Annotated in this window: 17 protein-coding genes and 1 riboswitch; of the genes, 8 read left to right on the forward strand and 9 right to left on the reverse strand. The window is 59.5% G+C overall.

The window, feature by feature from the left end:
- Window positions 1–41 precede the first annotated feature (41 nt).
- The 3 genes from ACYZTU_RS27160 to trhA all read left to right on the forward strand — a co-directional run bounded on the left by ACYZTU_RS27160 (window position 42) and on the right by trhA (window position 3,940).
- On the forward strand, window positions 42–2,198 hold the full coding sequence (locus tag ACYZTU_RS27160; RefSeq protein ID WP_461966842.1) for a hypothetical protein: 2,157 nt from the start codon (window positions 42–44) through the stop codon (window positions 2,196–2,198).
- A gap of 7 nt (window positions 2,199–2,205) precedes the next feature.
- A complete protein-coding gene (locus ACYZTU_RS27165; RefSeq protein WP_461971179.1) occupies window positions 2,206–3,222 on the forward strand; it encodes an NAD(P)/FAD-dependent oxidoreductase in 1,017 nt (338 codons plus the stop codon).
- 100 nt (window positions 3,223–3,322) lie between these two features.
- Entirely contained in the window at window positions 3,323–3,940 is a 618-nt protein-coding gene (gene trhA, locus ACYZTU_RS27170) for a PAQR family membrane homeostasis protein TrhA (protein ID WP_461966844.1), read from the forward strand.
- Between the two features lie 44 nt (window positions 3,941–3,984).
- Here trhA and ACYZTU_RS27175 read toward each other — a convergent pair whose 3' ends face one another.
- Together ACYZTU_RS27175 and ACYZTU_RS27180 are read right to left on the reverse strand one after the other, a co-directional pair.
- Complete coding sequence (locus ACYZTU_RS27175) at window positions 3,985–4,704, reverse strand: 16S rRNA (uracil(1498)-N(3))-methyltransferase (protein WP_123369139.1); 720 nt, start codon at window positions 4,702–4,704, stop codon at window positions 3,985–3,987.
- Between the two features lie 87 nt (window positions 4,705–4,791).
- Window positions 4,792–6,198, reverse strand: coding sequence for an adenosylmethionine--8-amino-7-oxononanoate transaminase (locus ACYZTU_RS27180; protein WP_282382349.1), 1,407 nt, complete (start codon window positions 6,196–6,198; stop codon window positions 4,792–4,794).
- A 223-nt stretch (window positions 6,199–6,421) separates the two neighbouring features.
- Here ACYZTU_RS27180 and ACYZTU_RS27185 point away from each other — a divergent pair, with 223 nt between their 5' ends.
- From ACYZTU_RS27185 to ACYZTU_RS27195, 3 genes are all read left to right on the forward strand, one after another.
- Window positions 6,422–8,185 (forward strand): flavin monoamine oxidase family protein, encoded by a 1,764-nt coding sequence (locus tag ACYZTU_RS27185; RefSeq protein ID WP_461966846.1) that lies wholly within the window; start codon window positions 6,422–6,424, stop codon window positions 8,183–8,185.
- A 262-nt stretch (window positions 8,186–8,447) separates the two neighbouring features.
- Entirely contained in the window at window positions 8,448–8,999 is a 552-nt protein-coding gene (locus ACYZTU_RS27190) for a cytochrome b (RefSeq protein ID WP_461966848.1), read from the forward strand.
- A gap of 32 nt (window positions 9,000–9,031) precedes the next feature.
- A complete protein-coding gene (locus tag ACYZTU_RS27195) occupies window positions 9,032–9,625 on the forward strand; it encodes a YceI family protein (RefSeq protein WP_449645600.1) in 594 nt (197 codons plus the stop codon).
- Between the two features lie 67 nt (window positions 9,626–9,692).
- Here the strand turns inward: ACYZTU_RS27195 and ACYZTU_RS27200 are convergent, their stop codons facing one another.
- The 4 genes from ACYZTU_RS27200 to ACYZTU_RS27215 all read right to left on the reverse strand — a co-directional run bounded on the left by ACYZTU_RS27200 (window position 9,693) and on the right by ACYZTU_RS27215 (window position 15,125).
- A complete protein-coding gene (locus ACYZTU_RS27200; RefSeq protein WP_461966850.1) occupies window positions 9,693–11,576 on the reverse strand; it encodes a DEAD/DEAH box helicase in 1,884 nt (627 codons plus the stop codon).
- A 223-nt stretch (window positions 11,577–11,799) separates the two neighbouring features.
- On the reverse strand, window positions 11,800–12,615 hold the full coding sequence (locus tag ACYZTU_RS27205; RefSeq protein WP_461966852.1) for a substrate-binding periplasmic protein: 816 nt from the start codon (window positions 12,613–12,615) through the stop codon (window positions 11,800–11,802).
- 165 nt (window positions 12,616–12,780) lie between these two features.
- The gene (gene metF / locus ACYZTU_RS27210; protein ID WP_461966854.1) at window positions 12,781–13,626 is read right to left on the reverse strand and encodes a methylenetetrahydrofolate reductase [NAD(P)H]; all 846 of its coding nucleotides are present in this window, start codon (window positions 13,624–13,626) and stop codon (window positions 12,781–12,783) included.
- Between the two features lie 89 nt (window positions 13,627–13,715).
- Window positions 13,716–15,125 (reverse strand): adenosylhomocysteinase, encoded by a 1,410-nt coding sequence (locus tag ACYZTU_RS27215; protein ID WP_461966856.1) that lies wholly within the window; start codon window positions 15,123–15,125, stop codon window positions 13,716–13,718.
- Between the two features lie 23 nt (window positions 15,126–15,148).
- Window positions 15,149–15,251: riboswitch (S-adenosyl-L-homocysteine riboswitch) on the reverse strand.
- A 198-nt stretch (window positions 15,252–15,449) separates the two neighbouring features.
- Here ACYZTU_RS27215 and ACYZTU_RS27220 point away from each other — a divergent pair.
- Both ACYZTU_RS27220 and ACYZTU_RS27225 read left to right on the forward strand, forming a co-directional pair.
- Entirely contained in the window at window positions 15,450–15,854 is a 405-nt protein-coding gene (locus tag ACYZTU_RS27220) for an acyl-CoA thioesterase (protein WP_461966858.1), read from the forward strand.
- Window positions 15,855–16,145: 291 nt separating this feature from the next.
- Complete coding sequence (locus tag ACYZTU_RS27225; RefSeq protein ID WP_461966860.1) at window positions 16,146–17,414, forward strand: IS110 family RNA-guided transposase; 1,269 nt, start codon at window positions 16,146–16,148, stop codon at window positions 17,412–17,414.
- Window positions 17,415–17,443: 29 nt separating this feature from the next.
- Here the strand turns inward: ACYZTU_RS27225 and ACYZTU_RS27230 are convergent, their stop codons facing one another.
- The 3 genes from ACYZTU_RS27230 to ACYZTU_RS27240 are packed head-to-tail and all read right to left on the reverse strand — an operon-like array spanning window position 17,444 to window position 25,907.
- On the reverse strand, window positions 17,444–17,899 hold the full coding sequence (locus ACYZTU_RS27230) for a chemotaxis protein CheW (RefSeq protein WP_461966862.1): 456 nt from the start codon (window positions 17,897–17,899) through the stop codon (window positions 17,444–17,446).
- Window positions 17,892–23,798, reverse strand: coding sequence for an Hpt domain-containing protein (locus ACYZTU_RS27235; protein WP_461966864.1), 5,907 nt, complete (start codon window positions 23,796–23,798; stop codon window positions 17,892–17,894). The genes ACYZTU_RS27230 and ACYZTU_RS27235 overlap by 8 nt, the downstream gene beginning before the upstream one ends.
- A 51-nt stretch (window positions 23,799–23,849) precedes the next feature.
- The gene (locus ACYZTU_RS27240) at window positions 23,850–25,907 is read right to left on the reverse strand and encodes a methyl-accepting chemotaxis protein (protein WP_461966866.1); all 2,058 of its coding nucleotides are present in this window, start codon (window positions 25,905–25,907) and stop codon (window positions 23,850–23,852) included.
- Between the last annotated feature and the right edge of the window lie 37 nt (window positions 25,908–25,944).

The raw sequence follows: 25,944 nt of genomic DNA on the forward strand, positions 1-25,944 counted from the left end.
GCATTCTGACTGACACTTTGGGTTCTGTTCCAGGAGTCTGTATGCCCCTGATTGATGAGGTTCAAAGCGTCTGCGAGCGATTGGCGTCCGCTGGCTGGCGTGACCTGCTGATGCTTCATGGGCTGGATATCCAGGCCAGGCCGCTGGCCGACGAGTTGAATAAAGCGCTGTCGATTGACCGCACAATCAAGGGCTTTGAAGACTTTTCGTTGCAAGGCACACGCGGGGTTGAGGCCGGCCATCCGGCGCGCAGTCTGCTGTACCACGCCTTGGCATCGCCCAGTGTGACAGAAGGCGCAGGGGCAACCCCGCTCGCTGATTTCGCGACTGGGGCAGAGTTAGAGACACTGCTCAACTACGTGTACGGCGTTTCCCCTCCGACACTGGCGCAACTTCAGGCACTGGCGGGTGCAGATGCGACCTTGGGGCTGGTGGTGTTTGCGCTTGAATACCGGCTTGGACCAGGCACGACGCATCGCAAGCATGCCGACCTTTGTTTCTCCCGCACCGGTATCGCACGGGTCGGCACCGATTCCGTGCTGTACGACGCTCGCCTGCGTGGCTTCAGCCCTTTTGTGCAGAATAATCCTCATGCCATGCGGGTCGTGCCGGCTCGCTTCAGTGCATACATAGCCGTGCAGCAAAAAGGCGGGGTAAGCGATACGGGGGCAGCAGGTGATGAAGAATTGGATTTCTGGTTTCCGCTGCACAAGGTGTTCAATGGCCCCGAATGCATTGCCGGGCTTGATGTGGAGCTGGATCTCGAGGCATATCACGTCAATGACAAGTTGCGGCAGTTCCACATCAGGAGAGGGGCTGATGCGGACTGGACTGAACCCGACATTTCAAAAGCGCCATTCGTGCTTACTGATGGCCTTGCCGAATGGGGTGCCAGTCCGGTATTCGGGGCCGGTTTGAATGTACCGGTAACCAGGGCGAGGCTGGTTGAGCCTGCCTTGTTTAACAATCAATTAGTCTCTTTCAGGGTCCCGCCCGGCGCAAATTTTGATGGTTACATCATCAATAAACGTCACAAGCTACTGGACAGTGGCTTGATCTGTGACTTGAACAAAGATCGAGACATGGACGCGATTGTCAGCGCCGGGAACTACCGGGCATTGCACTTTATAGACTTCACTGCTGAAGGCTGGGTCAAGGCCAATTGTCCGGCGCTGAGTGCACACATTCCCTTGAATGTAGCCGCCTACTCAATTCTATCCGCACCTGATTTTTACCCGGGCTGTGGACAAGCGGAGTTGATTGAGTGGGCAGAACAACAGGCGTTTCCCGAGCCCATCTGGTACGTCACTTTGAATGCTTTGTCTGCACAGAGGCTGGCAGGTAACCCGGAATTGGCAGGGGGGCATTTCGTAGAACAGGACAAAGGTATCACCGCGCTGGTCTCGCAGCGATTGCCGGGTATGGGCGCCGCAACGGCGGGGCCTTCTGCAAGTACCAAGCGTCCGTCCTGGCTGCCCGATCAGGCTGCGGGCACCTTTAGCCCGGGATGGGAAATTTCCACAAATGGGGGATTTAGGCCGACATTTCTCTGCGGCTACAACTTGGGCAGCCCGTTTACAGAAGACGTGAGAATCTGTTCGGCCGCGGGCGGCTATTGGCCCGCCGTGACACCTGACAGTGCGAGGACATTTGAGCCATGGCCTACAAAACCGACAGTTATACCGCTGACGGATTCTGAAAATGGTCAGACCGGCGGGGCATCCTGGGATGGCGAAACCGGGCCACGTCTGGTTATGGCAGATGGGCGCCAAGTGGTCGAATGCACCGCTTATACGTACAGCGATTACACGAATAGAGCACTGGCCGGGCAGTTGTCGCTGTCGGTCACCGGGCAGACTTCACGCGAGGAATATCAGCAACGGATTCTCGCCATGCATTCGGCTTACATCGCCGTAGGTGCGACCACTCGCTCGCTGCAAGGGGAGTGGTCAGTGCTGTCATTTGTTGATGTCTTACGTCCTGATCTGGTCTTGGATCAAGCAGAGTCTGAGGCAAAGGTGCAGCTGGAGGGCGATGTGCACTTCTTCAGGATTTACCGATACGGCGCCCTATCGACACCCGCTGATTTCACTCGGCGTCACGTTGAAATACTCGAAATGGTCGAGCTTTTTATCGGGGTTAAACACCTTTTGATCAACAGAGACAAGATGGGCTGGCAGGCCTGCCCTCGTGACTGACCACGATGTGGTCATCATCGGAGCCGGGCCTGCGGGCACCGCAGCGGCCATTTTGTGTGCTCAACGGGGATTGCGGGTGGCGCTGTTGGAGCAGGCGGTTTTCCCGCGCGAGCGTCCTGGTGAGACTCTGCAGCCTGCTGTTGAGCTTTTGCTGCAACAACTGGGCGTGGCCGACGCGGTGCAAACGGCAGGTTTTTTACGTCATACAGGCCATTGGGTGCAATGGGGGGGCGCACGCCAATTCAGTGCCTTCGGTCAGGGTGCGACGGGGCCGGGCCGGGGCTTTCAAATTCCTCGCGATGTGCTGGATAACTTGCTGCTGTGTCGGGCCGCCGAGTCGGGTGTGCAGGTGTTGCAACCTTGTCGTGTACTTAGGGTGATCAGGGACCGGCAGCGGGTATGCGGAGTACAAACCCGACAAGGTGATTTCACGGCCCCTCATTTGATCGACGCCAGTGGCGCCTGCAGCTGGTTGTCACGTCAGCTGCAACTTCGCTGGCGAAAATTTTCGCCGCGTCTGATCGCTCACTATGGTTATGCCGCCGGGGTGTGCCTTGAAGATAATGTTTTTTGCGGGATTGAGGCTGACCCGCTTGGCTGGTATTGGACTGCGAAGATCGGCGAACGCCGTTACCACTGGACCCGTCTGAGCTTTTCCCCTGAAAACCAAGCGCAGGACATTCCACCTGCCACGTTCAAACACCTGGCGGCATCCGGCCCGGTACGCGGGGCCGATGTGACCTGGCGTGTAGGTCAGCAGGCGGCCGGCGATGGCTTCTTTATCGCGGGGGATGCGGCTTTTGTGCTGGACCCGGCGGCGTCACAGGGCGTGTTGAAGGCGTTGATGTCAGGAATGATGGCCGCGCATGCGGTGATTCAAGCGCGGAGTACGCCTTGGCATGAACTCAGCATCCAGCAGCAATACCAGCAGTGGGTGAATGAGTGGTTCAACCGCGACCGGCACAAGATGTGCGAGTTATACCGGGCTCATCCATTTCCCCCAACGTGGCTGTTGAACCGCTAAGCAACCTTTTTGCCCGGTGATTGCCTAGGGAGCATTGCACTTTTAACCTTCAAGCCTGAGCCTTGCGCATTGTTGTTTTGGATTTCGAGGTGAGCAACACATGTATCACGGGGAAAGATTGAACGCCTGGACGCATTTGGTCGGAGCGGTGGCAGCGGTTGTCGGGGTGGTGTGGATGCTGGTGATTGCCAGCATGGACGGCAGCCCGTGGAAGATCGTCAGCGTGGCGATTTACGGGTTTACCTTGCTGGTGCTTTACAGCGCCTCGACCGTTTACCACAGCGTGCGTGGCCGCAAAAAATCGATCATGCAGAAGGTCGATCACTTTTCGATTTACCTGCTGATTGCCGGCAGCTACACGCCATTCTGTCTCGTGACGCTCCGCGGGCCGTGGGGCTGGACGTTGTTCGGGATTGTCTGGGGATTGGCGCTGGTCGGCATCCTGCAAGAGATCAAACCGCGTTCGGAAGCGCGGATTTTGTCGATCGTGATCTACGCAGTGATGGGCTGGATCGTGCTGGTGGCGGTCAAACCGTTACTGGCGGCGTTGGGCAGTACAGGTTTCGCCTGGCTGGCGTCGGGCGGCGTGTTGTACACCGTGGGGATTGTCTTTTTTGCGCTGGATAGTCGTTTGCGCCATGCCCACGGGATCTGGCACCTGTTCGTGATTGCGGGGAGTTTGCTGCACTTTGTGGCGATTCTGTTTTATGTGCTGTAGACCGAGGCGCGGCCATCGCGAGCGAGCTTGCTCGCGATAGGGCCCTAGAAGTCACCCCACAGCTGTTGGGCAACCGCTAATGCAACCACCGGCGCGGTTTCGGTGCGCAGCACGCGAGGACCGAGCCGGGCAGCGTGAAAACCGCCAGCCTTGGCCTGCTCGACTTCAGCGTCGGACAACCCGCCTTCCGGGCCGATCAAAAACGCCAGCGTCGCCGGTTTCGCATGGCTCACCAGTGGCTCGGCCACCGGGTGCAGCACCAACTTCAATTCTGCTTGAGTCTGCTTCAACCAGTCCGCCAGCAGCAGCGGTGGATGAATCACCGGCACCCGTGAACGCCCGCATTGCTCGCAAGCGCTGATCGCCACTTGGCGCCAGTGCATCAGGCGTTTGTCGGCGCGCTCGTCCTTCAGCCGGACTTCGCAGCGGTCGCTGAAGATCGGGGTGATTTCTGTGACGCCCAGTTCGGTGGCTTTCTGAATCGCCCAATCCATCCGCTCGCCACGGGACAAGCCTTGGCCGAGATGGATCTGCAAGGGCGACTCGACCTGCCCGGCGAAGCTTTCATCGATCTGCACGACCACGCGTTTCTTGCCGACCTCCACCAGCGTGGCGCGAAACTCATGGCCCGAACCGTCGAAGAGTTGCAGCGCATCGCCCTCGGCCATGCGCAGCACGCGGCTGATGTAATGGGCCTGGGCCTCGGGCAACTCGTGTTCGCCAGTGCTCAAGGGGGCGTCGATAAAGAAGCGGGACAGTCTCATGCTGGGTCTCTAAAAAAATCTGATCGGAGTTGCTTTTGTGGCTGCTGACTATGTGTGGTGAGGGGTAAATCCCCCTCACCACAAGCTTTAGCCCGGATCGCGGAAGCCCGGATGAAAGTCTTTTGGCACCGACACGCTGACGCTGTCACGGGTCGCGATGTCGATGCCTTCGCTGGCCACTTCGGCCAGAAAGTCGATCTGCTCAGGCGTGATCACGTACGGCGGCAGGAAGTACACCACGCTGCCCAGCGGTCGAAGTAAAGCACCACGCTCCAACGCATGCTGGAACACTTTCAAGCCGCGACGTTCCTGCCACGGATAAGCTTCTTTGCTGGCCTTGTCCTTGACCATCTCGATGGCGAGCACCATGCCGGTCTGACGCACTTCCGAAACGTTCGGGTGATCGGCCAGGTGTGCGGTGGCGCTGGCCATGCGCTGGGCCAGGGCCTTGTTGTTCTCGATGACGTTGTCTTCTTCGAAGATATCCAACGTCGCCAGGGCTGCCGCGCACGCCAGAGGATTGCCGGTGTAGCTGTGGGAATGCAGGAAGGCGCGCAGGGTCGGGTAGTCGTCGTAGAACGCGCTGTAGACATCTTCGGTCGTCACGCAGGCCGCCAGCGGCAAGTAACCGCCGGTCAGGGCCTTGGACAGGCAGAGGAAGTCCGGGCGGATGCCGGCCTGTTCGCAGGCGAACATCGTCCCGGTGCGGCCGAAGCCGACGGCGATTTCGTCGTGGATCAGGTGCACGCCATAACGGTCGCAGGCTTCGCGCAACAGTTTGAGATACACCGGGTGGTACATGCGCATGCCGCCGGCGCCCTGGATCAATGGCTCGACGATCACCGCGGCCACGGTGTCGTGGTGCTCGGCCAGGGTCTGTTCCATGGCGGCAAACAGGTTGCGCGAGTGTTCTTCCCAGCTCATGCCTTGCGGGCGCAGATAGCAATCGGGGCTCGGCACCTTGATGGTGTCCAGCAGCAGGGCCTTGTAGGTTTCGGTGAACAGCGGCACGTCGCCCACCGACATCGCTGCCATGGTCTCGCCGTGGTAGCTGTTGGTCAGGGTGACAAAGCGTTTCTTGTTCGGCTGGCCGCGGTTGAGCCAGTAGTGAAAGCTCATTTTCAGTGCGACTTCGATGCAGGACGAGCCGTTATCGGCGTAGAAGCACCGGGTCAGGCCTTCCGGCGTCATTTTCACCAGGCGCTCGGACAACTCGATTACTGGCTGATGGCTGAAACCGGCAAGAATCACGTGTTCCAGTTGATCGACCTGGTCCTTGATGCGCTGGTTGATCCGCGGGTTGGCGTGGCCGAACACATTGACCCACCAGGAACTGACGGCGTCGAGGTAGCGTTTGCCTTCGAAGTCTTCCAGCCAGACGCCTTCACCGCGTTTGATCGGGATCAGCGGCAGCTGTTCGTGGTCTTTCATCTGGGTGCAGGGATGCCACAACACCGCGAGATCGCGTTGCATCCACTGATTATTCAGGCCCATTTTCAGTCTCCTCGAGGTGGCTCGCTTGGTGCGCGGGCAAACAATCGCGCAAGCCTATGCAATGCGCGGCGTGGGGACAACCCATTGCGTGGATTGAGCTACTTTGTATAGGTCGGTAGACGTCGCTGGCGGCCTTTTGATGGCTGACGTATTCTTCGCGGTTCTTTGAGTCGTCTGACTCGCAAAACCGCTTTTCCCTACGTGTATTTCCGGAGTTCGCTGAATGTCTGCTGGTTGGCTGCGCGCCTGTGCGCTGGTGATGTTAGGGCTGTTCAGCGTGTCTGCGCTGGCCAAGGATAAAACGGCGATCGTGATCGGGGGAGGGCTGTCTGGCCTCACCGCTGCTTACGAACTGCAAAACAAAGGCTGGCAGGTGACCCTGCTCGAAGCCAAACCGAGTATGGGCGGTCGCTCCGGCATGGCCACCAGTGAGTGGATCGGCAACGATAAGACCCAACCGGTTCTAAACAAGTACGTTTCGACCTTCAAGCTGAGCACCACGCCGGCCCCTGAGTTCGTGCGGACCCCCGGCTATCTGATTGACGGTGAGTATTTCACTGCCGCCGATCTGGCAACCAAGCAACCGGCCACCAGCGAGGCGCTCAAGCGCTACGAAAAGACCCTGGACGATCTGGCGCGCTCGATCGAAGACCCGCAGAACCCGGCGGCCAACAGCACACTGTTCGCCCTGGACCAGATCAACGTGGCCAACTGGCTCGACCGTTTGAATCTGCCGGCCACGGCACGTCAGCTGGTGAATCAGCAGATTCGTACCCGTTATGACGAACCATCGCGCCTGTCGCTGCTGTACTTCGCACAGCAGAGTCGCGTTTATCGTGGCGTTGCCGACCGTGACCTGCGCGCTTCGCGTCTGCTCGGCGGTAGCCCGGTGTTGGCCCAGGCTTTCGTCAAACAGCTGAAAACCATCAAGACCAGCTCTCCGGTCTCGGCTATTACGCAGGACAAGGACGGCGTCACCGTCAAAGTCGGCAGCGTTGGCTATCAGGCTGACTACGTCGTCGTGGCCGTGCCATTGCGCGCACTGAACAAGATCCAGATGACCCCGTCGCTGGATACCCAGCACATGGGCGCGATCAAGGGCACCAACTACGGTTGGCGCGACCAGATCATGCTGAAGTTCAAGACTCCGGTATGGGAAAGCAAGGCGCGCATGACCGGTGAGATTTACAGCAACACCGGTCTGGGCATGTTGTGGGTTGAGCCGGCTTTGAAGGGCGGCGCCAACGTGGTGATCAACCTGTCCGGCGACAACGCGCGCGTGATGCAGGCCTTCGGCGACAAGCAGATGGTCGATCAGGTGCTGATCCGTCTGCACGCCTTTTATCCACAGGCACGCGGTTCGTTCACCGGTTATGAAATCCGCCGCTACAGCACCGACCCATCAATGGGCGGCGCTTACCTGGCGTTCGGCCCTGGCCAGATCAGCAAGTACTGGCGCCTGTGGGAGCGTCCGATTCAGCGTGTGGCCTTTGCCGGCGAACACACTGACACGTTGTACCCAGGCACTCTGGAAGGCGCACTTCGCACCGGTCAGCGTGCAGCCAGTCAGGTAGAAGACCTGGCGGCCGGCAAGTCGTTTGAACCTGTGAAGGTTGTACCGGCGGCGACCGCTGCGGTGGCCGGCGCAGCGGCGGCAAAGAAAGGTAACTTCTTCACCAGCCTGTTTGGTGGTTCTGACGACAAACCGGAACCGGTCAAGGCGCCAGCGCCAGTGGCCCCGGTTGCTCCTGCACCGGCTCCAACGCCAGCCCCGACCCCAGCGCCGGTCGAAGCGCCGAAGCCAGCGGTACCGGTGAAAGCAGAGCCGGCAAAAAAAGCCCCGGCGAAAAAGCCTGCTGCCAAAACCGAGGCCAAAAAGGCTCCGGCAAAAGCGCCGACGAAAAAAGCTGAGCCGGCTAAGAAGCCTGCGGCCAAACCCGCTGCGACTGCGACTGCGACTACGGCTACTGATACCAAAGCGCAGTAAGCTTTGGGATTAAAACAAACGCGGCAGAAATGTCGCGTTTTTTTATGCCCGAAGAAAACCAATACTAAGAATCGAGTAAATCTTATGGCGGAGGTGTTCTTTAGTTGGATTTCTTTTTTTTATACAGGGGTCTTTAATCTTTCCTTAACTCACCCATTTCAGACTCTTTATCGTATTTCTCGATATTTCAAAGCAAAATTTTCCGCTTTAATTCGATAGATAACTCGATAGTCTTGATCGCAGCTCTCACAGGATTTGGGCAATGCAGCTACGTAATTCTTCTTCGCACTACGGTTGGGTTAGCATTTTCATGCACTGGGGTGTGGCACTGGCGGTCTTCGGTCTGTTTGCGTTGGGCTTGTGGATGGTCGGTCTCGACTACTACAGCGTCTGGCGCAAAGACGCGCCGGACTTGCACAAAAGTATTGGTCTGGTGCTGTTAGCTGTCATGGTTCTACGGGGTTTGTGGCGCTTTATCAGCCCACCGCCACCGGCACTGCAAAGCTATAGCCACATGACGCGCCTTGGCGCCAAGTTCGGCCACTCGTTCCTGTATCTCAGTCTGTTCGCTGTGATGATTGCCGGTTACCTGATTTCCACCGCAGAAGGTGTCGGGGTTCCGGTGTTTGGCCTGTTTGAAGTCCCTGCATTGGTTTCCGGAGTACCGGACCAGGCAGACACCGCTGGTGTGATTCATCTGTATCTGGCGTGGGTGCTGGTAATTTTTTCCGGCCTCCATGCGTTGGCAGCACTGAAACACCACTTTATCGATCGTGATGCGACCTTGGCGCGAATGCTGGGCCGCAAAGCATGAAGTTCAACCTCGACTCCATAGGAATAGAAAGCATGTTGAAAAAGACCCTCGCTGCTCTGGCCATCGGTTCGGCCCTGCTGTCCGCCAACGTAATGGCGGCCGACTACGTCGTCGACAAAGAAGGCCAACATGCCTTCGTTGACTTCAAGATCAGCCACCTGGGCTACAGCTTCATCACCGGTACCTTCAAGGACATCGACGGCAAGTTCAGCTTCGACGCTGCCAAGCCAGAAGACAGCAAGCTCGAGTTCAATGTCAAAACCGCCAGCGTGTTCACCAACCACGCTGAACGTGACAAGCACATCGCCAGCGGTGACTTCCTGAACGTGGGCAAATTCGCGGACGCCAAGTTCGTCTCCACCAGCGTCAAATCCACCGGCAAAAACGCCGCTGGCAAAGACACTGCCGACGTAACCGGCGACCTGACCCTGTTGGGCGTGACCAAGCCAATCGTGGTCAAAGCCACTTTCCTGGGTGAAGGCAAGGATCCATGGGGCGGCTACCGTGCCGGCTTCGAAGGCACTACCAGCATCAAGCGCTCTGATTTCGGCAAGCAGAAAGACCTGGGCCCACAGTCAGACGCGGTAGAGTTGTATGTTTCGTTTGAAGGTGTCAAAGCGAAGTAATTTTCGCCGCTAAAACAAAAATGCCCCTGATCTCGCGATCAGGGGCATTTTTTATGGCGGCGTTAAATCAGCGATTGCGGGTCAGCAATGCTGGTTTCTCACCGCGAGGACGGCCTGGCAGTTGATCCAGTTGCTCAGGAGTCGGGAACCGATCGGTTTTCGACTCTTTATGGATGATCTTCGGTGTCGGACCGCGCGGGTTTTGCACGGCCGGTTCCGAACGTGGCTGATCGTCGGTGCGAGCCGGTCGGCGGTCGCGGGACTCTTCGCGACGGGCCTGGCCGTCACGTGGAGCGCCGTTGCGTGGACCGCTGCGCTTGGCCGGCGGCGTGCCAGTGGTGGCGCCATCGCTACTGCGCGGGCCGCTTTGGCGACCCTGAGGCTTGCCACCGGTGCGCGGGACACCTGCGCCTGCGCCTGCGGCCGAGCCTTGTGCCGGGGCACTCGGACGGCGACCACGGCCTTGAGCAGGCTTGGCCTGCGGCACGTAGTCGGCGCGGTTACCGAAGTTATCGACATCGTCGTCGAGGAACTCGTCCGGTGCACGATCAGCGGCGGCGCGAGGTGCCGGGCGCTGTTGCTCGCGAGCCGGGGTGCCTTCGCGTGGCTTGTGTTCACGCGCCGGGCGATCACCACGGCCAGTGGCTGCAGGTTTTTCCTTGCCGCCCTTGTCCTTGCCTTTGTCTTTACGACCGCCACCACCACCAGTGCCGTTCGGACCGTCGCCTCGCGGGCCACGTGGGTTGCGCGGGTTACGCACATCCGGACGCTCGCGAACTTCTGGTTTCTCGGCTTCTACAGCGCTGGAATCGAAGCCCATCAGATTGCCGTCGGCAATTTTCTGCTTGGTCATGCGCTCGATGCTTTTCAGCAGCTTCTCTTCGTCCGGAGCCACCAGCGAGATTGCTTCACCCGAACGACCGGCACGGCCAGTACGGCCGATACGGTGAACGTAATCTTCGTCGACGTTTGGCAGTTCGAAGTTAACCACGTGTGGCAACTGATCGATGTCCAGGCCGCGAGCGGCGATGTCGGTCGCAACCAAGATGCGTACTTCACCGGCCTTGAAGTCGGCCAGGGCTTTGGTGCGAGCGTTCTGGCTCTTGTTACCGTGGATCGCGACGGCGCTCAGGCCGTGTTTGTCCAGGTACTCGGCCAGACGGTTGGCGCCGTGCTTGGTGCGGGTGAACACCAGAACCTGTTCCCAGGCGCCAGCGGTGATCAAGTGCGCCAGCAACGAACGCTTGTGGCTGGCGGCCAGGCGGAATACGCGCTGTTCGATACGCTCGACCGTGGTGTTCGGCGGCGTGACTTCGATGCGTTCCGGGTTATGCAGCAGCTTGCCGGCGAGGTCGGTGATGTCTTTGGAGAAAGTCGCCGAGAACAGCAGGTTCTGGCGTTTGCTCGGCAGACGGGCGAGGACCTTTTTCACGTCATGGACGAAGCCCATGTCGAGCATGCGGTCGGCTTCGTCCAGCACGAGGATTTCCACGTGGGACAAATCGACGCTGCCTTGGCCGGCGAGGTCAAGCAGGCGACCAGGGCAGGCCACCAGCACGTCAACACCACGGGACATGGCCTGAACCTGTGGATTCATGCCGACGCCGCCGAAGATGCAGGCGCTGACAAACTTCAGGTCACGGGCATAAACCTTGAAGCTCTCGTGTACTTGAGCCGCGAGTTCGCGAGTAGGGGTCAGGACCAGTACGCGCGGTTGGCGCGGGCCGTGACGCTGGGATTTGTCCGGGTGACCGTTGGGGAACAACCGCTCCAGAATCGGAAGGGCGAAGCCGCCGGTTTTACCAGTACCTGTCTGAGCCGCGACCATCAGGTCGCGACCTTGCAACACGGCGGGAATGGCCCGCTGTTGCACCGGAGTAGGCTCGGTATAGCCCGCTGCCTCGATGGCGCGGACTAAAGCCTCGGAGAGACCGAGGGAAGCAAAGGACATGAGTAATCCTGTTTTAGTTAGGGCTTGGCCCAATGGGAGTCTTGCCTGGCGCGAATGGCGTTTAAGAAGAACGCAATCCCGTCCGGTCCTGCTGGGCCTTGAAAGCTCGTCTGGAGTGCTCGCGCGGGCTGAAAAGCTGCGCTGTAGCGGTGTCGAGATGCCTTGAACAAGTCCGAGCGTCCGGGCGTGAGCCTGGCGGGAAGGCCGGAGTATAACAGAGCAATCACTGCGCGCCGCTTTCCTGCTGCTCAACGGTTTTTCCGCTGGCGGCGGTGGCTCGGGTGGTTTTTACCTCGGCTGCCCGATTGGCACCATAACGGGCGCTCAATTCTGCGTACGCAGGCTCGCGCTTGAAGCGTTTGAGCTCGGCGCCAAAGCGCTGCACCAACAAGTCCATGCCCGCGTTGCGGCGCACCGCCAGGAACTGGCTCTGGTGGCTGATGACGGCCGGGTTCTCGGTAATCTTGTCGCGGATGCCCAATTCGTCGAGCAAGTGCTGACCCACCCGGCGGTCGGTGATCAGCAGATCGATCCGCCCGCGCACCAGTTTGCCGAAGTTGGCTTCATGGGTCGGCGCCGGTTCACGGGTGAACAGAGTCGATTCGCGAAAATCCGGGCTGTACAGATAGCCCGGGGAGGTGCCGATGGTCAGGCCTTTCAGATCGTCCAGAGTCTGAAACGGATGCGGGCGCTCATTGGCGTAAAACATCACGAATTCGACTTCAGAGAGCGGTTCGCTCGGGTAGAGCAGGGTAGCGTCGCGTTCGGCGCTGTGAAAAATATCCAGCGCGCCATCGGCCTGGCCCGTTTCGAGCATCGACAGGCAGCGCTTCCACGGCAGGAACTGCCATTCGACTTCGATCTCCAGGCGCTTGAAGACAATTGCCGTAGTTTCGTAGTCCAGTCCCAGGGATTTGCCGTTTTCCTCATACACGTAAGGCGCCCACGGCTCGGTGACAATGCGCAGCTTCTCGCCCCGAGCGGCGAAGCTCAGGCAAGTAAAAAGAAACAGGGTCAGTAACTGCGTGATCAAAGGCATGGCTTGAGATTACGACGAGAAACCGGAAAGAGCCAGAAACGGGATCCAGAAGCTCTGGTTCGGGTGTAAAAAGCAAAAAATCGCAGGCTTCGGCAGCGCCCACGGGCGCGTAGGAGCTGCCGAAGGCTGCGATCTTTTGATCTTGCCTTTGCTTTTGCTTGTTTCTTAACGCGGCAACTTCAGATTGTTCCACACCGCCAGGCTCGGTTCGGCCTGGTTCAGCGTGTAGAAGTGCAGGCCTGGAGCGCCACCTTGCAGCAAGCGTTCGCACATCTGGGTGATGACTTGCTCACCAAAGCCTTGAATGCTCTGGGTGTCGTCGCCGTAGGCTTCCAGCTGCTTGCGGATCCAGCGCGGGATTTCCGCACCGCACGCATCGGAGAAGCGCGCCAGCTTGCTGTAGTTAGTGATCGGCATGATCCCCGGAACGATCGGAATGTTCACGCCCATCGCCCGTACACGCTCGACGAAGTAGAAGTAGCTGTCGGCGTTGAAGAAGTACTGGGTGATCGCACTGTCGGCGCCAGCGTTTGCCTTGCGCACGAAGTTGAGCAGATCATCTTCGAAATTGCGCGCTTGCGGGTGCATTTCCGGGTAAGCGGCGACTTCGATGTGGAAATGATCGCCGGTTTCTTCACGAATGAATTCAACCAGGTCATTGGCATGGCGCATTTCTCCACTGGCCATGCCCATGCCTGAAGGCAGGTCACCGCGCAGGGCAACGATACGCGTGATGCCGGCTGCCTTGTATTGGGTCAGCAGGCCGCGCAAATCGTCCTTGCTGTCGCCAACGCAGGACAAATGCGGTGCAGCAGCGACTTTTACTTCGCTTTCGAGCTGCAACACGGTGTTGAGGGTGCGATCACGAGTCGAACCGCCAGCGCCATAAGTGCAGGAGAAGAAATCGGGGTTGTACGTGGCCAGCTGACGGGCAGTGGCGAGCAGTTTTTCATGCCCAGCGTCGGTCTTCGTAGGGAAGAACTCAAAGCTGTAGCGACGGTCTTGGGACATGGGAATACCCTTTGCAATCGCAAAAGGCGAACCGGTGATGGTCGGTCCGCCTGGTCAGGATCGGCGGGCGCAAAGCCCGCCGGGTCCAATCAGTAGCGGTAAGCGTGTGGCTTGAACGGACCTTCGACGGTCACGCCGATGTAGTCGGCCTGAGTCTTGGTCAGTTGAGTCACTACACCGCCGAAACCGCGGACCATTTCCAGGGCCACTTCTTCGTCGAGTTTCTTCGGCAGTACTTCAACGGTCAGACGCTCGGCTTTCTGGGCTGGCGACAGGTCGGCGTACTTCTGGCCGAACAGGAAGATTTGCGCCAGAACCTGGTTGGCGAACGAACCGTCCATGATGCGGCTTGGGTGGCCGGTGGCGTTGCCCAAGTTAACCAGACGGCCTTCGGCCAGCAGGATCAGGTAGTCGTCGTTCTGAGCGTCAAATGCGCCAGGACCGGTACGGTGAATCTTGTGAACCTGTGGCTTCACTTCTTCCCATGCCCAGTTTTTGCGCATGAAAGCGGTGTCGATTTCGTTGTCGAAGTGGCCGATGTTGCAGACAACAGCGCGCTTCTTCAAAGCTTTGAGCATGTTCGCGTCGCAAACATTGACGTTGCCGGTGGTGGTTACGATCAGGTCGATCTTGCCCAGCAGCGCTTTGTCGATGCTTGCTTCAGTACCGTTGTTGATACCGTCGATGAACGGCGAAACCAGCTCGTAACCGTCCATGCAGGCTTGCATGGCGCAGATCGGGTCGACTTCGGAGACTTTAACAATCATGCCTTCCTGACGCAGGGACTGGGCCGAACCCTTGCCCACGTCACCGTAACCGATGACCAGCGCTTGCTTGCCGGACAGCAGGTGGTCGGTACCGCGCTTGATCGCATCGTTCAGGCTGTGACGGCAGCCGTATTTGTTGTCGTTCTTGCTCTTGGTCACCGAGTCGTTGACGTTGATGGCCGGGATTTTCAGCTCGCCCTTGGCCAGCATGTCCAGTAGGCGGTGAACGCCCGTGGTGGTTTCTTCGGTGACGCCGTGGACGCGGTCCAGGATCGCCGGGTATTTCTTGTGCAGCAGCTCGGTCAGGTCGCCGCCGTCGTCGAGGATCATGTTGGCATCCCATGGCGCACCATCTTTCAGGATGGTTTGCTCAAGGCACCACTCGTACTCTTGTTCGGTTTCGCCTTTCCAGGCGTAAACCGCGATGCCGGCAGCAGCGATAGCAGCAGCGGCCTGGTCTTGAGTCGAGAAAATGTTGCAGGACGACCAACGCACTTCGGCACCCAGGGCAACCAAGGTTTCGATCAGCACGGCAGTCTGAATGGTCATGTGGATGCAGCCGAGAATCTTGGCGCCTTTGAGCGGCAGCTCACCGGCGTACTTGCGGCGCAGACCCATCAGGGCCGGCATTTCGGATTCGGCGATGATGGTTTCGCGACGACCCCAGGCAGCCAGGGACATGTCGGCCACTTTGTAATCGGTAAAATCTGCAGGCGTGATAACAGCGCTCATGATGAGCCTCCATTCGTAATGTATGCGAATGGGCGCCGTTGTGCGTTTAGTGTCTGACCGATAACGGTCAAGCAACGCCCCATCCGAGCCTGACAGGTCGAACCTGCTGCAGCGCCCCTCGGACAGGTGGCGGGAAAACGGTAGCAATGGAACGTTACCGTTTTGAAACGGTGGCGATTATAGCCGTGTGAGCGATAGTTCCAAAGCGTTTCTGTTGGTCAATGTCTGAACGGTAATCGAGGCCATAGTCGATGCTTGATAGAGCTCTACGTCGGGCTCTGCCATGATGGCCGGCATCAATTGGCAAGACGGTCAGGAGTGAATATGAATTTCCACACCCGCAAATGGGTAAAACCCGAAGACCTCAACCCCAACGGTACGCTGTTCGGCGGCAGCCTCCTGCGTTGGCTCGACGAAGAAGCGGCGATCTATGCCATCGTCCAGTTGGGCAATCAGCGTGTGGTGACCAAGTACATTTCAGAGATCAACTTCGTCAGCGCCTCGCGCCAGGGCGACATCATCGAACTGGGCATCACCGCCACCGAGTTCGGTCGCACCTCAATCACCCTCAAGTGTGAAGTGCGTAACAAGATCACCCGCAAAAGCATCCTGACGGTGGAGAAGATTGTCTTCGTCAATCTGGGTGAAGACGGCTTGCCTGCACCGCACGGCCGGACCGAGATCTTCTACGTCAAAGACCAGTTCAAGGATGATGGCATCAGCGAGTAATGCGAGCCCTGTAGGAGCAGAGCTTGCTCGCGATATAGGTAGTCCGTTCCTTTCTCTTCCATACTGATATTCGCTGGAAGTCAGTTGTCGGCGAGGAAGGAACATGCACCTGCGGGCTACGAATATGCTCGCGCAGCACTCGATGATTACGCCTTCACCTTCGAGTCCACAGGTGCGCTTGCGCCCTCTAACGAATTCTCAGGGAAAGCCCGACACGGCTCTCTATATCGCCTTCGCTGGACGCAAGCATGCATGTCCCTGCATGTACTTTAGCGCCTGTTGAGGTGTTCCATGCAAACGCTCCTGTCTCAGAGTTTCACTGCTTATATCGGAATTGATTGGGCAGACGCCAAGCACGACACCTGTTTGCAGATAGCTGGAGAGGCTCAGCGCAGTTTCGAAGTCATTGACCATAACCCGGAGTCGATTGATCGCTGGGCCAGGTCGCTGCATCAACGTTACGGTGGCCCGATCGCGATCGCCGTGGAGTTGAACAAAGGCCCACTGATAGCGGCTCTGCAAAAATATGAGTTTTTTTGTATCTTTCCGATCAATCCGAGCACCTTGGCCCGGCACCGTAAAACCTTCGTCCCCAGTGGCGCCAAGGATGATCCAACGGATGCTCAATGGGCGCTTGAGCTGTTGCTGAATCACCCCGAACGGTTTCCTCAACTGGTCCAGCAAAGCTCCGCCATGCGTTCGCTCGCCAGCCTGACCGAACATCGCCGCGGATTGGTCGATGACCGGGTCAAGATCAGCAACCGTCTGGTGTGCATGCTCAAACAGTACTACCCGTTGGCCCTGGAGCTGTTTCATGACCATGACACGCTGGTTTTTTGTGAATTTCTGGCGCGCTGGTCGACCTTTGAAACGCTTAAGCGCGCTCGGCCGGCCAGCGTTTTGAAGTTCCTTCACGCGCATAATGTTCGCCATGCCGAGCTCAATCAGCAGCGTTTGGCGTTGATCGCCAAAGCCATGCCGTTGACTGAAGATCCAGGCGTGGTCAGTCCTTCAGCGCTGTATGTGCTGGCCCTGGTCTCGCAACTGAAAGGGATCATCACGGCGATCAAAGACTTTGATCGGGAGATCGAAAAAACTGCCAACACCCTGGCCGACTACCGACTCTTCAAGGCCTTGCCCGGCGCGGGACAGCAGCTTGCACCACGGTTGATGGTCGCCTTTGGTGAGCAGCGTGATCGCTTCAAGGATGCCAGTGCGGTGCAGCGATATGCCGGGATTGCCCCGGTCACCGAACGCAGTGGCAAGAAAAAAGTCGTCCACTGGCGCTATCAATGCGCAACTTTTTTGCGCCAGACCTTTGTTGAGTGGGCTGCCCACAGCATCAATCAATCGGTGTGGGCAGAGGCGTATTATCGCCAGCAAAGGGCCAAAGGCAGCTCTTACCAAGCAGCCCTCAGGGCTCTGGCGTTCAAGTGGATCCGGATCGTTTATCGGTGCTGGAAGACCAGCACCGTGTACGACGAAAACGTTTATTTACAGACCTTGCTTCGGCACGGCTCGCCTTTGATCAGCGAGCCGGACACAGCAAAACCGTGTTGACGGAAAAGCTCAGGGCGTGAAGGGGCCCGTCAGACTAGCCCGGCATTCACCAGCAACTCCTCCAACGCCAGCAAGTCAGGGACTTTGGCCACTTGCTCCCCCACCTGCACCGCCGCCTGTTCCAGCGAACACAACGGAACATCCACATAGCTCAACTGGCTATCAAGCTTGTACGACCGCGGAATCCCCTGAACCAACAACGCAATAAACTTCAGTTCAGACCGCCCACCAAGCGCGTTGAGGATGACAATCCGCGCCCGCTCACCGATGACGATTTTCTGCCCACACGCCGACTCAAAACTCAGCAACGGAATCTGCCGGTTCCGCCACGTTACCCGCCCGAGGTACCACGGCGGGGTGTCGAGGTCGAAGGCGCTGGGTTGGTAATCAATGAGCTCCGCAACAGCAACGTTGGGCAAGATCAGGTTGCGGTCGGCCAAAGGCAGCAGCAGGCCAGTGAGGTTGCTGGTGCGGTGCTCACGCATGGGTTTTGCTCCACAGGGCGATGCTTTCGAGCAGCACCGATTCCTGGTACGGCTTGCCGAGGTAGTCGTTGACGCCGATGGCCATGGCACGGTCGCGGTGTTTCTGCCCGGTGCGGGAGGTGATCATGATGATCGGCAGGTGTTGCAGACGTTCGTCGGCGCGTACCTGGGTCGCCACCTCGAAGCCGTCCATGCGCGGCATTTCGATGTCCAGCAACATCAGATCAGGCCTGTGTTCTTCAAGCAGCAGCATGGCGTCGACACCGTCCTTGGCGGTCAGCACGTTCATGCCGTGGCGTTCCAGCAGACGGCTGGTGACCTTGCGCACGGTCACCGAATCGTCGACCACCAGCACCAGCAGCGGTTTATGCGGCTCGACCTCCGCCTCCTGAGTCACTGACTGTTGCGGCACCCGGGCCTGCATGGCGCGGATCGGCGCCAGCAAATCGAGAATCAGCACCACCCGCCCATCACCGAGAATCGTTGCTCCGGCCAAACCCTGCACCGCCGCAAATTGCGGGCCGAGGCTTTTGACCACGATCTCGCGAGTGCCGGCCATGGAGTCGACTTGCACAGCGATGTGCCGCTCGTTGCACTGCACCAGCAATACCGGCAGCGGCAGGCTCTGGCCCAACAGTTTCGGGCGATGGCTGGTTTTCAGCAGTTCGCCGAGGTAGCACAGTTCATAGTGTTGCCCGCCGTATTTGTAGGTCGGCGGATCGAGCCGGTAATGCCCTTCAAGTTCGTTGGGCAGCACGCGAACGATGCCGTCGATGGTGTTCAGCGGGATCGCGTACTGATCATCAAAGCATTGCACCATCAGCGCCCGGTTGACCGACACGGTGAACGGCAGGCGAATCCGGAAGTGCACACCCTGCCCCGGCACAGAGTCGATGCTCATGCTGCCGCCGAGTTGCCGGACCTCTTCGTGAACCACGTCCATGCCGACGCCGCGCCCGGAAATCTGGGTGATTTTCTCGGCGGTGGAGAACCCCGGTTGCAGGATGAATTGCAGCACATCGCGGTCGCTGATGTCGCTGTCCGGGGCCAATAACCCGCGTTTGATCGCCTTGCGCCGCACCGCGTCCAGCGGCACGCCGGCACCGTCATCGCGGATGTCGAAAATGATGTCACCGCCCTCTCGCGACAGGTCCAGGGTGATTCGACCCTGAGTCGGTTTACCCGCGGCGATACGCACCTCGGCCGATTCCAGCCCATGATCCACCGCGTTGCGCAGCATGTGTTCCAATGGCGCGGCCATGCGTTCCAGGACGTTGCGGTCCATCTCGCCTTCGGCATTGCCGACGATGAACTCCACGTCCTTGCCCAGTTCGCTGGAGACCTGACGGACGATGCGCTTCAAACGCGGCAGCATCCGCTCGAACGGCACCATGCGCGTACGCATCAGCCCTTCTTGCAATTCGGTGTTGATGCGGCCCTGCTGTTGCAGCAGGTTTTCCGCGTCCTGATTGCGTCGGTCAAGGGTTTCCTTGAGGTCGAGCAAGTCGGAGGCCGATTCGAACAGCGCGCGCGACAGTTGCTGCAACTGTGAGTGGCGGTCCATTTCCAGCGGATCGAATTCTTCGTAGCCCAGGCGTTCGGCGTCGACTTGCTGGCGGCTGAGAATCCGCCCCTGGGTTTCAGTGTCGAGACGACGCAACTGGTCGCGCATGCGCTCGATGGTGGTTTCCATCTCGCTCAGGGTCACGCGCGCATCATTGACCTGTTGTTCGATCCGGCCACGGAAGATCGACGTTTCGCCGGCGAGGTTCACCAGATCGTCGAGCAGCTCTGCCGATACCTTGACCATGTCCGCGCCGGCATCGGGTTGCGGTGCGGGCGTCTCGACTTTCGGCGTTGCAGATACCACGACCGCTGCCGGTGTTTCGGGCACTGCCGGATGACTGAAATTCTTGATCGCGTCGATCAGTCGATCGGCCGGCGGCAAAGGATGACCGGCACGGGCCGCATCGAGCATCTGCGCCAGTCGATCGTGGCTGCTTTGCAACAAGTCGAACAACGCGGCGGTGGGTTGCAGTACGCCAGCCGAGAGGCCTTCGTAAAGGAATTCCAGCTCATGGGCGAGGTCGCCAATCGGTGCGATCTCCACCATCCGCGCACCACCCTTGAGGGTGTGCAGGTCACGCAGCAGGGTTTCCACCTCCTGACGATTCGAAGGCTCGGCCTGCCAGCGCACCAGCGCCGCGCCGGAGTTTTCGATGATGTCGAAACCTTCCTCGAGGAAGATATCCAGAAGCTCCGGATCATGGCCCGGTGAATCCTCGGCCGGGGCAGGTTCGACCGTTTCAACCGCGCTGACATTGCCCTGGCGAAACGCGCGAATGGCCACGATCAGCTTGTCTGGATCGCCCAATGGCTGCTGGTTCTGCAACTGATCGAGCAGCTGTGCGAGCCGTTCATGGCTTTGTTGCAGCAGTTGCGCCAACGCTTCGCTGTAGGCGTAGCGGCGGTCCACCAGACCTTCGTAAAGGCTTTCCAGTTCATCCGCCAGATCACCGACCGGCTCGACCTCGGCCATCCGCGCGCCACCCTTGAGGGTGTGTAGATCACGCTGTAACGACAACAATGGTGCGGCGTTGTCCGGGTCGCTCAGCCAGCGCTGCAAAGCCTGGCCAGCACCTTCGAGGATATCCACCGCCTCTTCGAGGAAGATCGAAACGATCTCATCGTCCAGCTCGACCTGGGTCGCGGTCTGTTCCAATTCGGCCGTGGCGCTGCCCAGTTCTCGAATGCTCAGGGTACGGCTGCCGTCACTGCGAATCAGCCCCATCGCCGACGGATCGAGGCTCGCATCCAATAAACCACGCAAGGCCCGGACCCGCTCCGGTTGCGGGCTGACTTCCTGGCCCGCGGCCAGTTCGTCGAGCATGTTGATCAGCGCTTCGTGGGCACTTTGCGCCTCGTGGAAAAACGCCTCGCTGACCGCCAGGCTGCTTTCTTCCACGGCACCGTAGAGATCGAGCAACGCTTCGCAAAGCTCATCCACCGGATGCAGGTCAGCCAGGTGGGCGCCCTCGCCCAGGGTGGTCAATTCATCCAGCAGCGCGCTGAGTTCCTGACGCTCGCCGGGATGTTGCTGCCAGCGCTGCAACAGGCTTTCGGCGTCGAGCAGGATGTCCATGCCTTGCGCGAGGAAGTTATTGATCAGTTGCGGATCACGCTTGATGCGCAACCCGGTATTCGGTGCACTCAGAAGGGATTCCAGACGCTCGGCCAGCAATGCCTGGGTTCGCTCGATCAACGAGCGGGCGCCGGGAATCTCCGCCAGTGGATCAGTCTTGAGCTGGCGTAGCCCGAGACGGAACAGTCCTTCGGCTTCGAGCAACAGTTCGACTTCATCCAGGTCCAGAGCGATCAGGTGCGCCTTGTACTCCCGGGCCAGATGATCCAGCGGCGTCGCCAGTTCGGCAATCGGCAATACACCGGCCATCGAGGCGCTGCCCTTGAGGGTATGCAGTGCCCGCTGCAACTCGTCGCTGGCCTGCAACGGCACGTGCTCGGCGGCTTGATCGAGGAAGCGGTTGAGGCTGCCCAAGTGGGTTTCGGCTTCATTGCGGAAGATCTCAAGCAGCAGCGGATCGAGGGCTGCGACGTCCTGAGCGTCTTCATCGACTATCGATTCATCACCCTTGGCCAAGGCATGGGCGCGTGCGGCCAATTGGTCGACATCGTTGCGCTGGCGCTGGGCATTGGCCGCAAACTCGGCCACCAGTTCCGGTAGCAGATTCAGCGCGTCGCCCAGCAGTTGCTGCACCGCCGCCCCCGGTGGAACGCTGTGTTCCAGTACGCGGTTGAGCAGGTTTTCCATCGCCCAAGCCAGTTCGCCCAGCACCAAAGCGCGGACCATCCGGCCACTGCCTTTCAACGTATGGAAGGCCCGGCGCAGTTCGGTCAAGGCCGATTGACTGTCGGGATTGGCCGACCAGCGCGGCAGGTATTCCCGGAGAATTTCCAGGACTTCATCGGTTTCTTCGAGGAAGACTTCCCGCAACTCATCGTCCACCGGCTCTTCACCGGCGGGTGGCGGCAACAGGCTCGCGGGGATGGTCAGGGCGGGTGGGTTGACGCAAGACACGGGGCTGGCCAAGACATCGGCCAGTGTCTGGACGGTGTCAGGGTCGTCCAGTTCCTGCAGATCTTGCATGACCTGCGCTTCACTCGGGCTGAGCACATCTTCAAGCACCGGCACCTGCTGCTCGCTGGGGAAAAAACCGAGTGATGCCAGGCTTTTTTCCGCGACATCGAGCAACTGTTCACCGGGCGCTTCGGGGTCGTCGCTGAGGCGCTCCAGGTAATACTCGATGCTGGTGACGACGTCGGCCAGGTTGTCCAGTTCCTGCCAGCCGGGGTGATCCGGATCCAGCAGCAAATGCTCGCGGATGAAGTGGTTGCACGTTTCGATCAGGCTCGCCGCTCGGCTCAACGGAATCATCGCCAGCGCACCGCGCACCTGGGTCAGCAAGGCCGGCAGTGGCTGCAAGTGTTGGCGGTCCCAGTCGGCGTCGATGTAGTCGACGATCATGTCCTTGGCCTGTTGCAGGCAGATGCGCGTTTCCTTGATCACGATCTGATGGATCTGAGTCAGGTCGATGGTCGGCAGGCGGCTTTCTTCCTGGCTTTCCGGTTCGACGGTGCCGACCATGCCGGCGAGGTTCGCCTCGACGTAGAGCAAAGCACCGGCGACGTCCATGAGGATCGCGTCATTGGGCTCACGCTGGCCCTGGACGAGGCTCAGCACCACCGCCAGTTGATCAATGATGACCTTGCGTGGCTGGCCGAAACCGAGCACTGCCAGGGTGTCGGCGATTTGCCGCAGTGGCGCCAGCAGGCTTTCGAGGTCCGAGGTATGTTGGCGGTCACTGCGCACGAACAGGTCCAGGCGCTCCTTGACCCGCACCAGCTCTTCGCACAACGCGGCCAGCACCGAGCGCATGGCATCGCGGTCGGGACCGGCCAGCCGAGCCCGTTCTTCGTCGACCATTGCGCTGTCAGGCAGCGCGTCGTCCAGTCCGTAGCGATCTTTCATGGTCAGCATCTGCCCGGTGGGATGTTCGGCCTTGGCAATGTAGAACAGCAAACTCTTGAACAACTCCAACGGCGCCGGTTGATTGATTCCGGGCATGCCCTGCTCGAGCAGGCGCTTGAGCTCTTTGTCGGCGTCTTTGAACAGACTGCGCAACGCCGGACTGTTGGCGATCGAGCCGCTGCGCAGGCCTTCGACCAGCGCCGAGGCGACTTGCCACAACGGGCTCAGGGGTGCGTTGCCGCACAGTCCTTCGAGGCGCGCAAAGACCTTGGTCAGGCAATCGAAGTTGGTTTCGCCATCCTGCTCACGCAGCAATCCGACCAGGGCCATCTGCAACATCTGACGCAACTTGCGCAGCACATTCGGTAAATCTGCCGGCTCGAGCAGCGCCAGCGACGCTTCGTCCAGTGGCGGCAGGTCCGGCAATTGCGGGCTGAACAGGCTGGTTTCCGACAACAAACTTTCGCCACGGGCGCTGCGCAGATCGTTGATCAGCGGCAGCACCACCAACGGCAGATCGCGACGGGCGCTTTGCACCCGGTCGAGGTAAATCGGCAGCCGCCCAAGCGCCTGCAGCAACAGATGGATCGACTCATCGCGATGACTGACGCGGTTCTGCTGCAAGGCGATGGTCAGCTGTTCCATCTCTTCGGCGAGCAGCGCCGCGCCGTAGAACTCGACCATTTGCAAACTGCCGTGAACCTGATGGACGCAGGCCAGGCATTCACTGAGGGCGTACGTCGCCTGCGGGTCATCAAGCAGGGTTTCGATGGCCTGATGAGCCACTTTCAGCGTTTCGGCAATTTCGCCTTTGACCCACTCGAGGGCCACATAGTCGTGCCGATCACCCATAACCACTCCGCTCACTGCTCTACTCAAAAAAAGCAAACGCCCGCGGGCGTTTCACACTTTATCCGCGGCCTGCGCCTTGGCGGCCGGCAAGGTGAAACCGGACACCGAACGCCGCAGCTGGCTGGCCATTTTCGCCAGGTTACCAATGCTCTCGGCGGTGGCGGTGGAGCCGGACGACGTCTGCGTGGTGATCTGCTGGATCACGTTCATCGTCAGGGAAATCTGACCGGCCGAAGACGTCTGTTGCTGCGCTGCGTTCGAAATACTCTGGATCAACGCGGCAAGGGTCTTCGACACGCCTTCGATTTCTTCCAGGGCCACTCCGGCATCCTGCGCCAGACGCGCGCCGCGCACCACTTCGGTGGTGGTCTGTTCCATGGAAATCACGGCTTCGTTAGTGTCTGTCTGAATCGCTCGCACCAGGGTTTCGATCTGCCGGGTGGCAGCAGACGAGCGCTCGGCCAGCCGCTGGACTTCATCGGCGACCACCGCAAAACCACGCCCGGCATCACCGGCCATGGAGGCCTGGATCGCCGCGTTGAGCGCGAGGATGTTGGTCTGGTCGGCAATGTCATCGATCAAGCTGACAATATCGCCGATTTCCTGAGAGGACTCGCCGAGACGCTTGATGCGCTTGGCGGTGTCCTGAATCTGCTCGCGAATATTGTCCATGCCGTGGATGGTGTTGTGCACCACCTCATTGCCCTTGTTGGCGATTTCCACCGAACGCTCGGCCACCGCTGAGGACTCGGCGGCGTTCGCCGAGACCTGGTCGATAGACTGGGCCATGTCGTTGATCGCGGTGGAAGCTTCGGCAATCTGCTGCGCCTGATGCTCCGAAGCCTGCGCCAGGTGCATGGCGGTGGCCTGGGTTTCCTGCACCGCGGCAGCGACCTGGCCAGCGGTGAGGTTGATGGTTGCCACCAGATCGCGCAATTGGTCCACGGAATAGTTGATCGAGTCGGCGATGGTCCCGGTGAAGTCTTCAGTCACCGAAGCGGTCACGGTCAGGTCGCCGTCCGCCAGGTCTTCGATCTCGTCGAGCAGGCGCATGATCGCGTTCTGGTTGCGTTCATTTTTCTCGGCGGTTTCGCGCAACTGACGATTGGTTTCGCGAACCATCACCAGGCCAATGAGGATGATCGACATCAGTGCCAGCAGGCCCAGCACATACCCGCCAATGGTGTCGGTGTCGCGCCCGCCGGCCAGGTTTTCGAAACCGCTGGCCAGGTGCGAGGCTTCGTCGAGCAGGGTCTGCGACAGGGTGAAAATATTGGTCGCCGATTCGCGGACTTTGAACAGCTCCGGCGAGGTTTCGAGGATTTCATCCACCGAGCCCGAAACGAATTCAAACAGCTCGGAAATCTCGATCAACCGCGCGCGTGCGTCACGGTCTTCGACTTGGCTGACCTTTAGAGACGGATTGCCCTGGAGCATGCCGTTGAGCACCAGGCCGAATCGCGCAGCATCGCGACCGAAGGCGTCAGCGGCCTGCTGCGAATTTTCATCGCCGGACAACACGGTGTTCACCGCACCGAGAATCCGCTCAGCCAAAAGCGATTGTCGTTGGGCCACGGCGACCTGTGCGGCCGGGGCACCGCGCTGGAGGAGAATTTCAACGACCTTTTCGTACTCGACCTGCAACTGCGGCACAGTTTCGGCCAGGGTCGCGGCGACTTGATGCAGCGACAGCACGGTCTGTTCGCTGGAGAGGATCGCGTCAGTGTTTTTCAGCAGGCGTTCCCAGTCCAGTTGCACGGCGCGCATTTCCGGGCGCACGGTGGAAGGTGCCGGTGGCAGGCCGGTGGAGGGATCGCCTTTCTTCAAATAGCCCCAGCGTTGGGCAAAGTCATTGCGCGCATCGCTCAGCAGTTTGAACGCCGCTGCCTTGCCGGCAGCGGCTTCGGTGGCGTTCTTGGCAATGCGCTGGGACAGCACGCGCAGCTCACCGGCGTGGCCGATGTACTGTTTATCGTACGTGGCCTGGGTGTTGAGATAAGCGAAGTTGGCGAACAGCAGCATGATGAAGACGATCAGCGCGATGAACAGCGCGATGATCTGTGAGCGACTGCGCGACCCTTCTGGCTTGCCTGTTTTTGCTTTTATCATCGGTCCTCACCTGTACTGCCCAATTCAACCCACGCCC

It is taken from the genome of Pseudomonas sp. HLT2-19-2 (genome assembly GCF_054898005.1).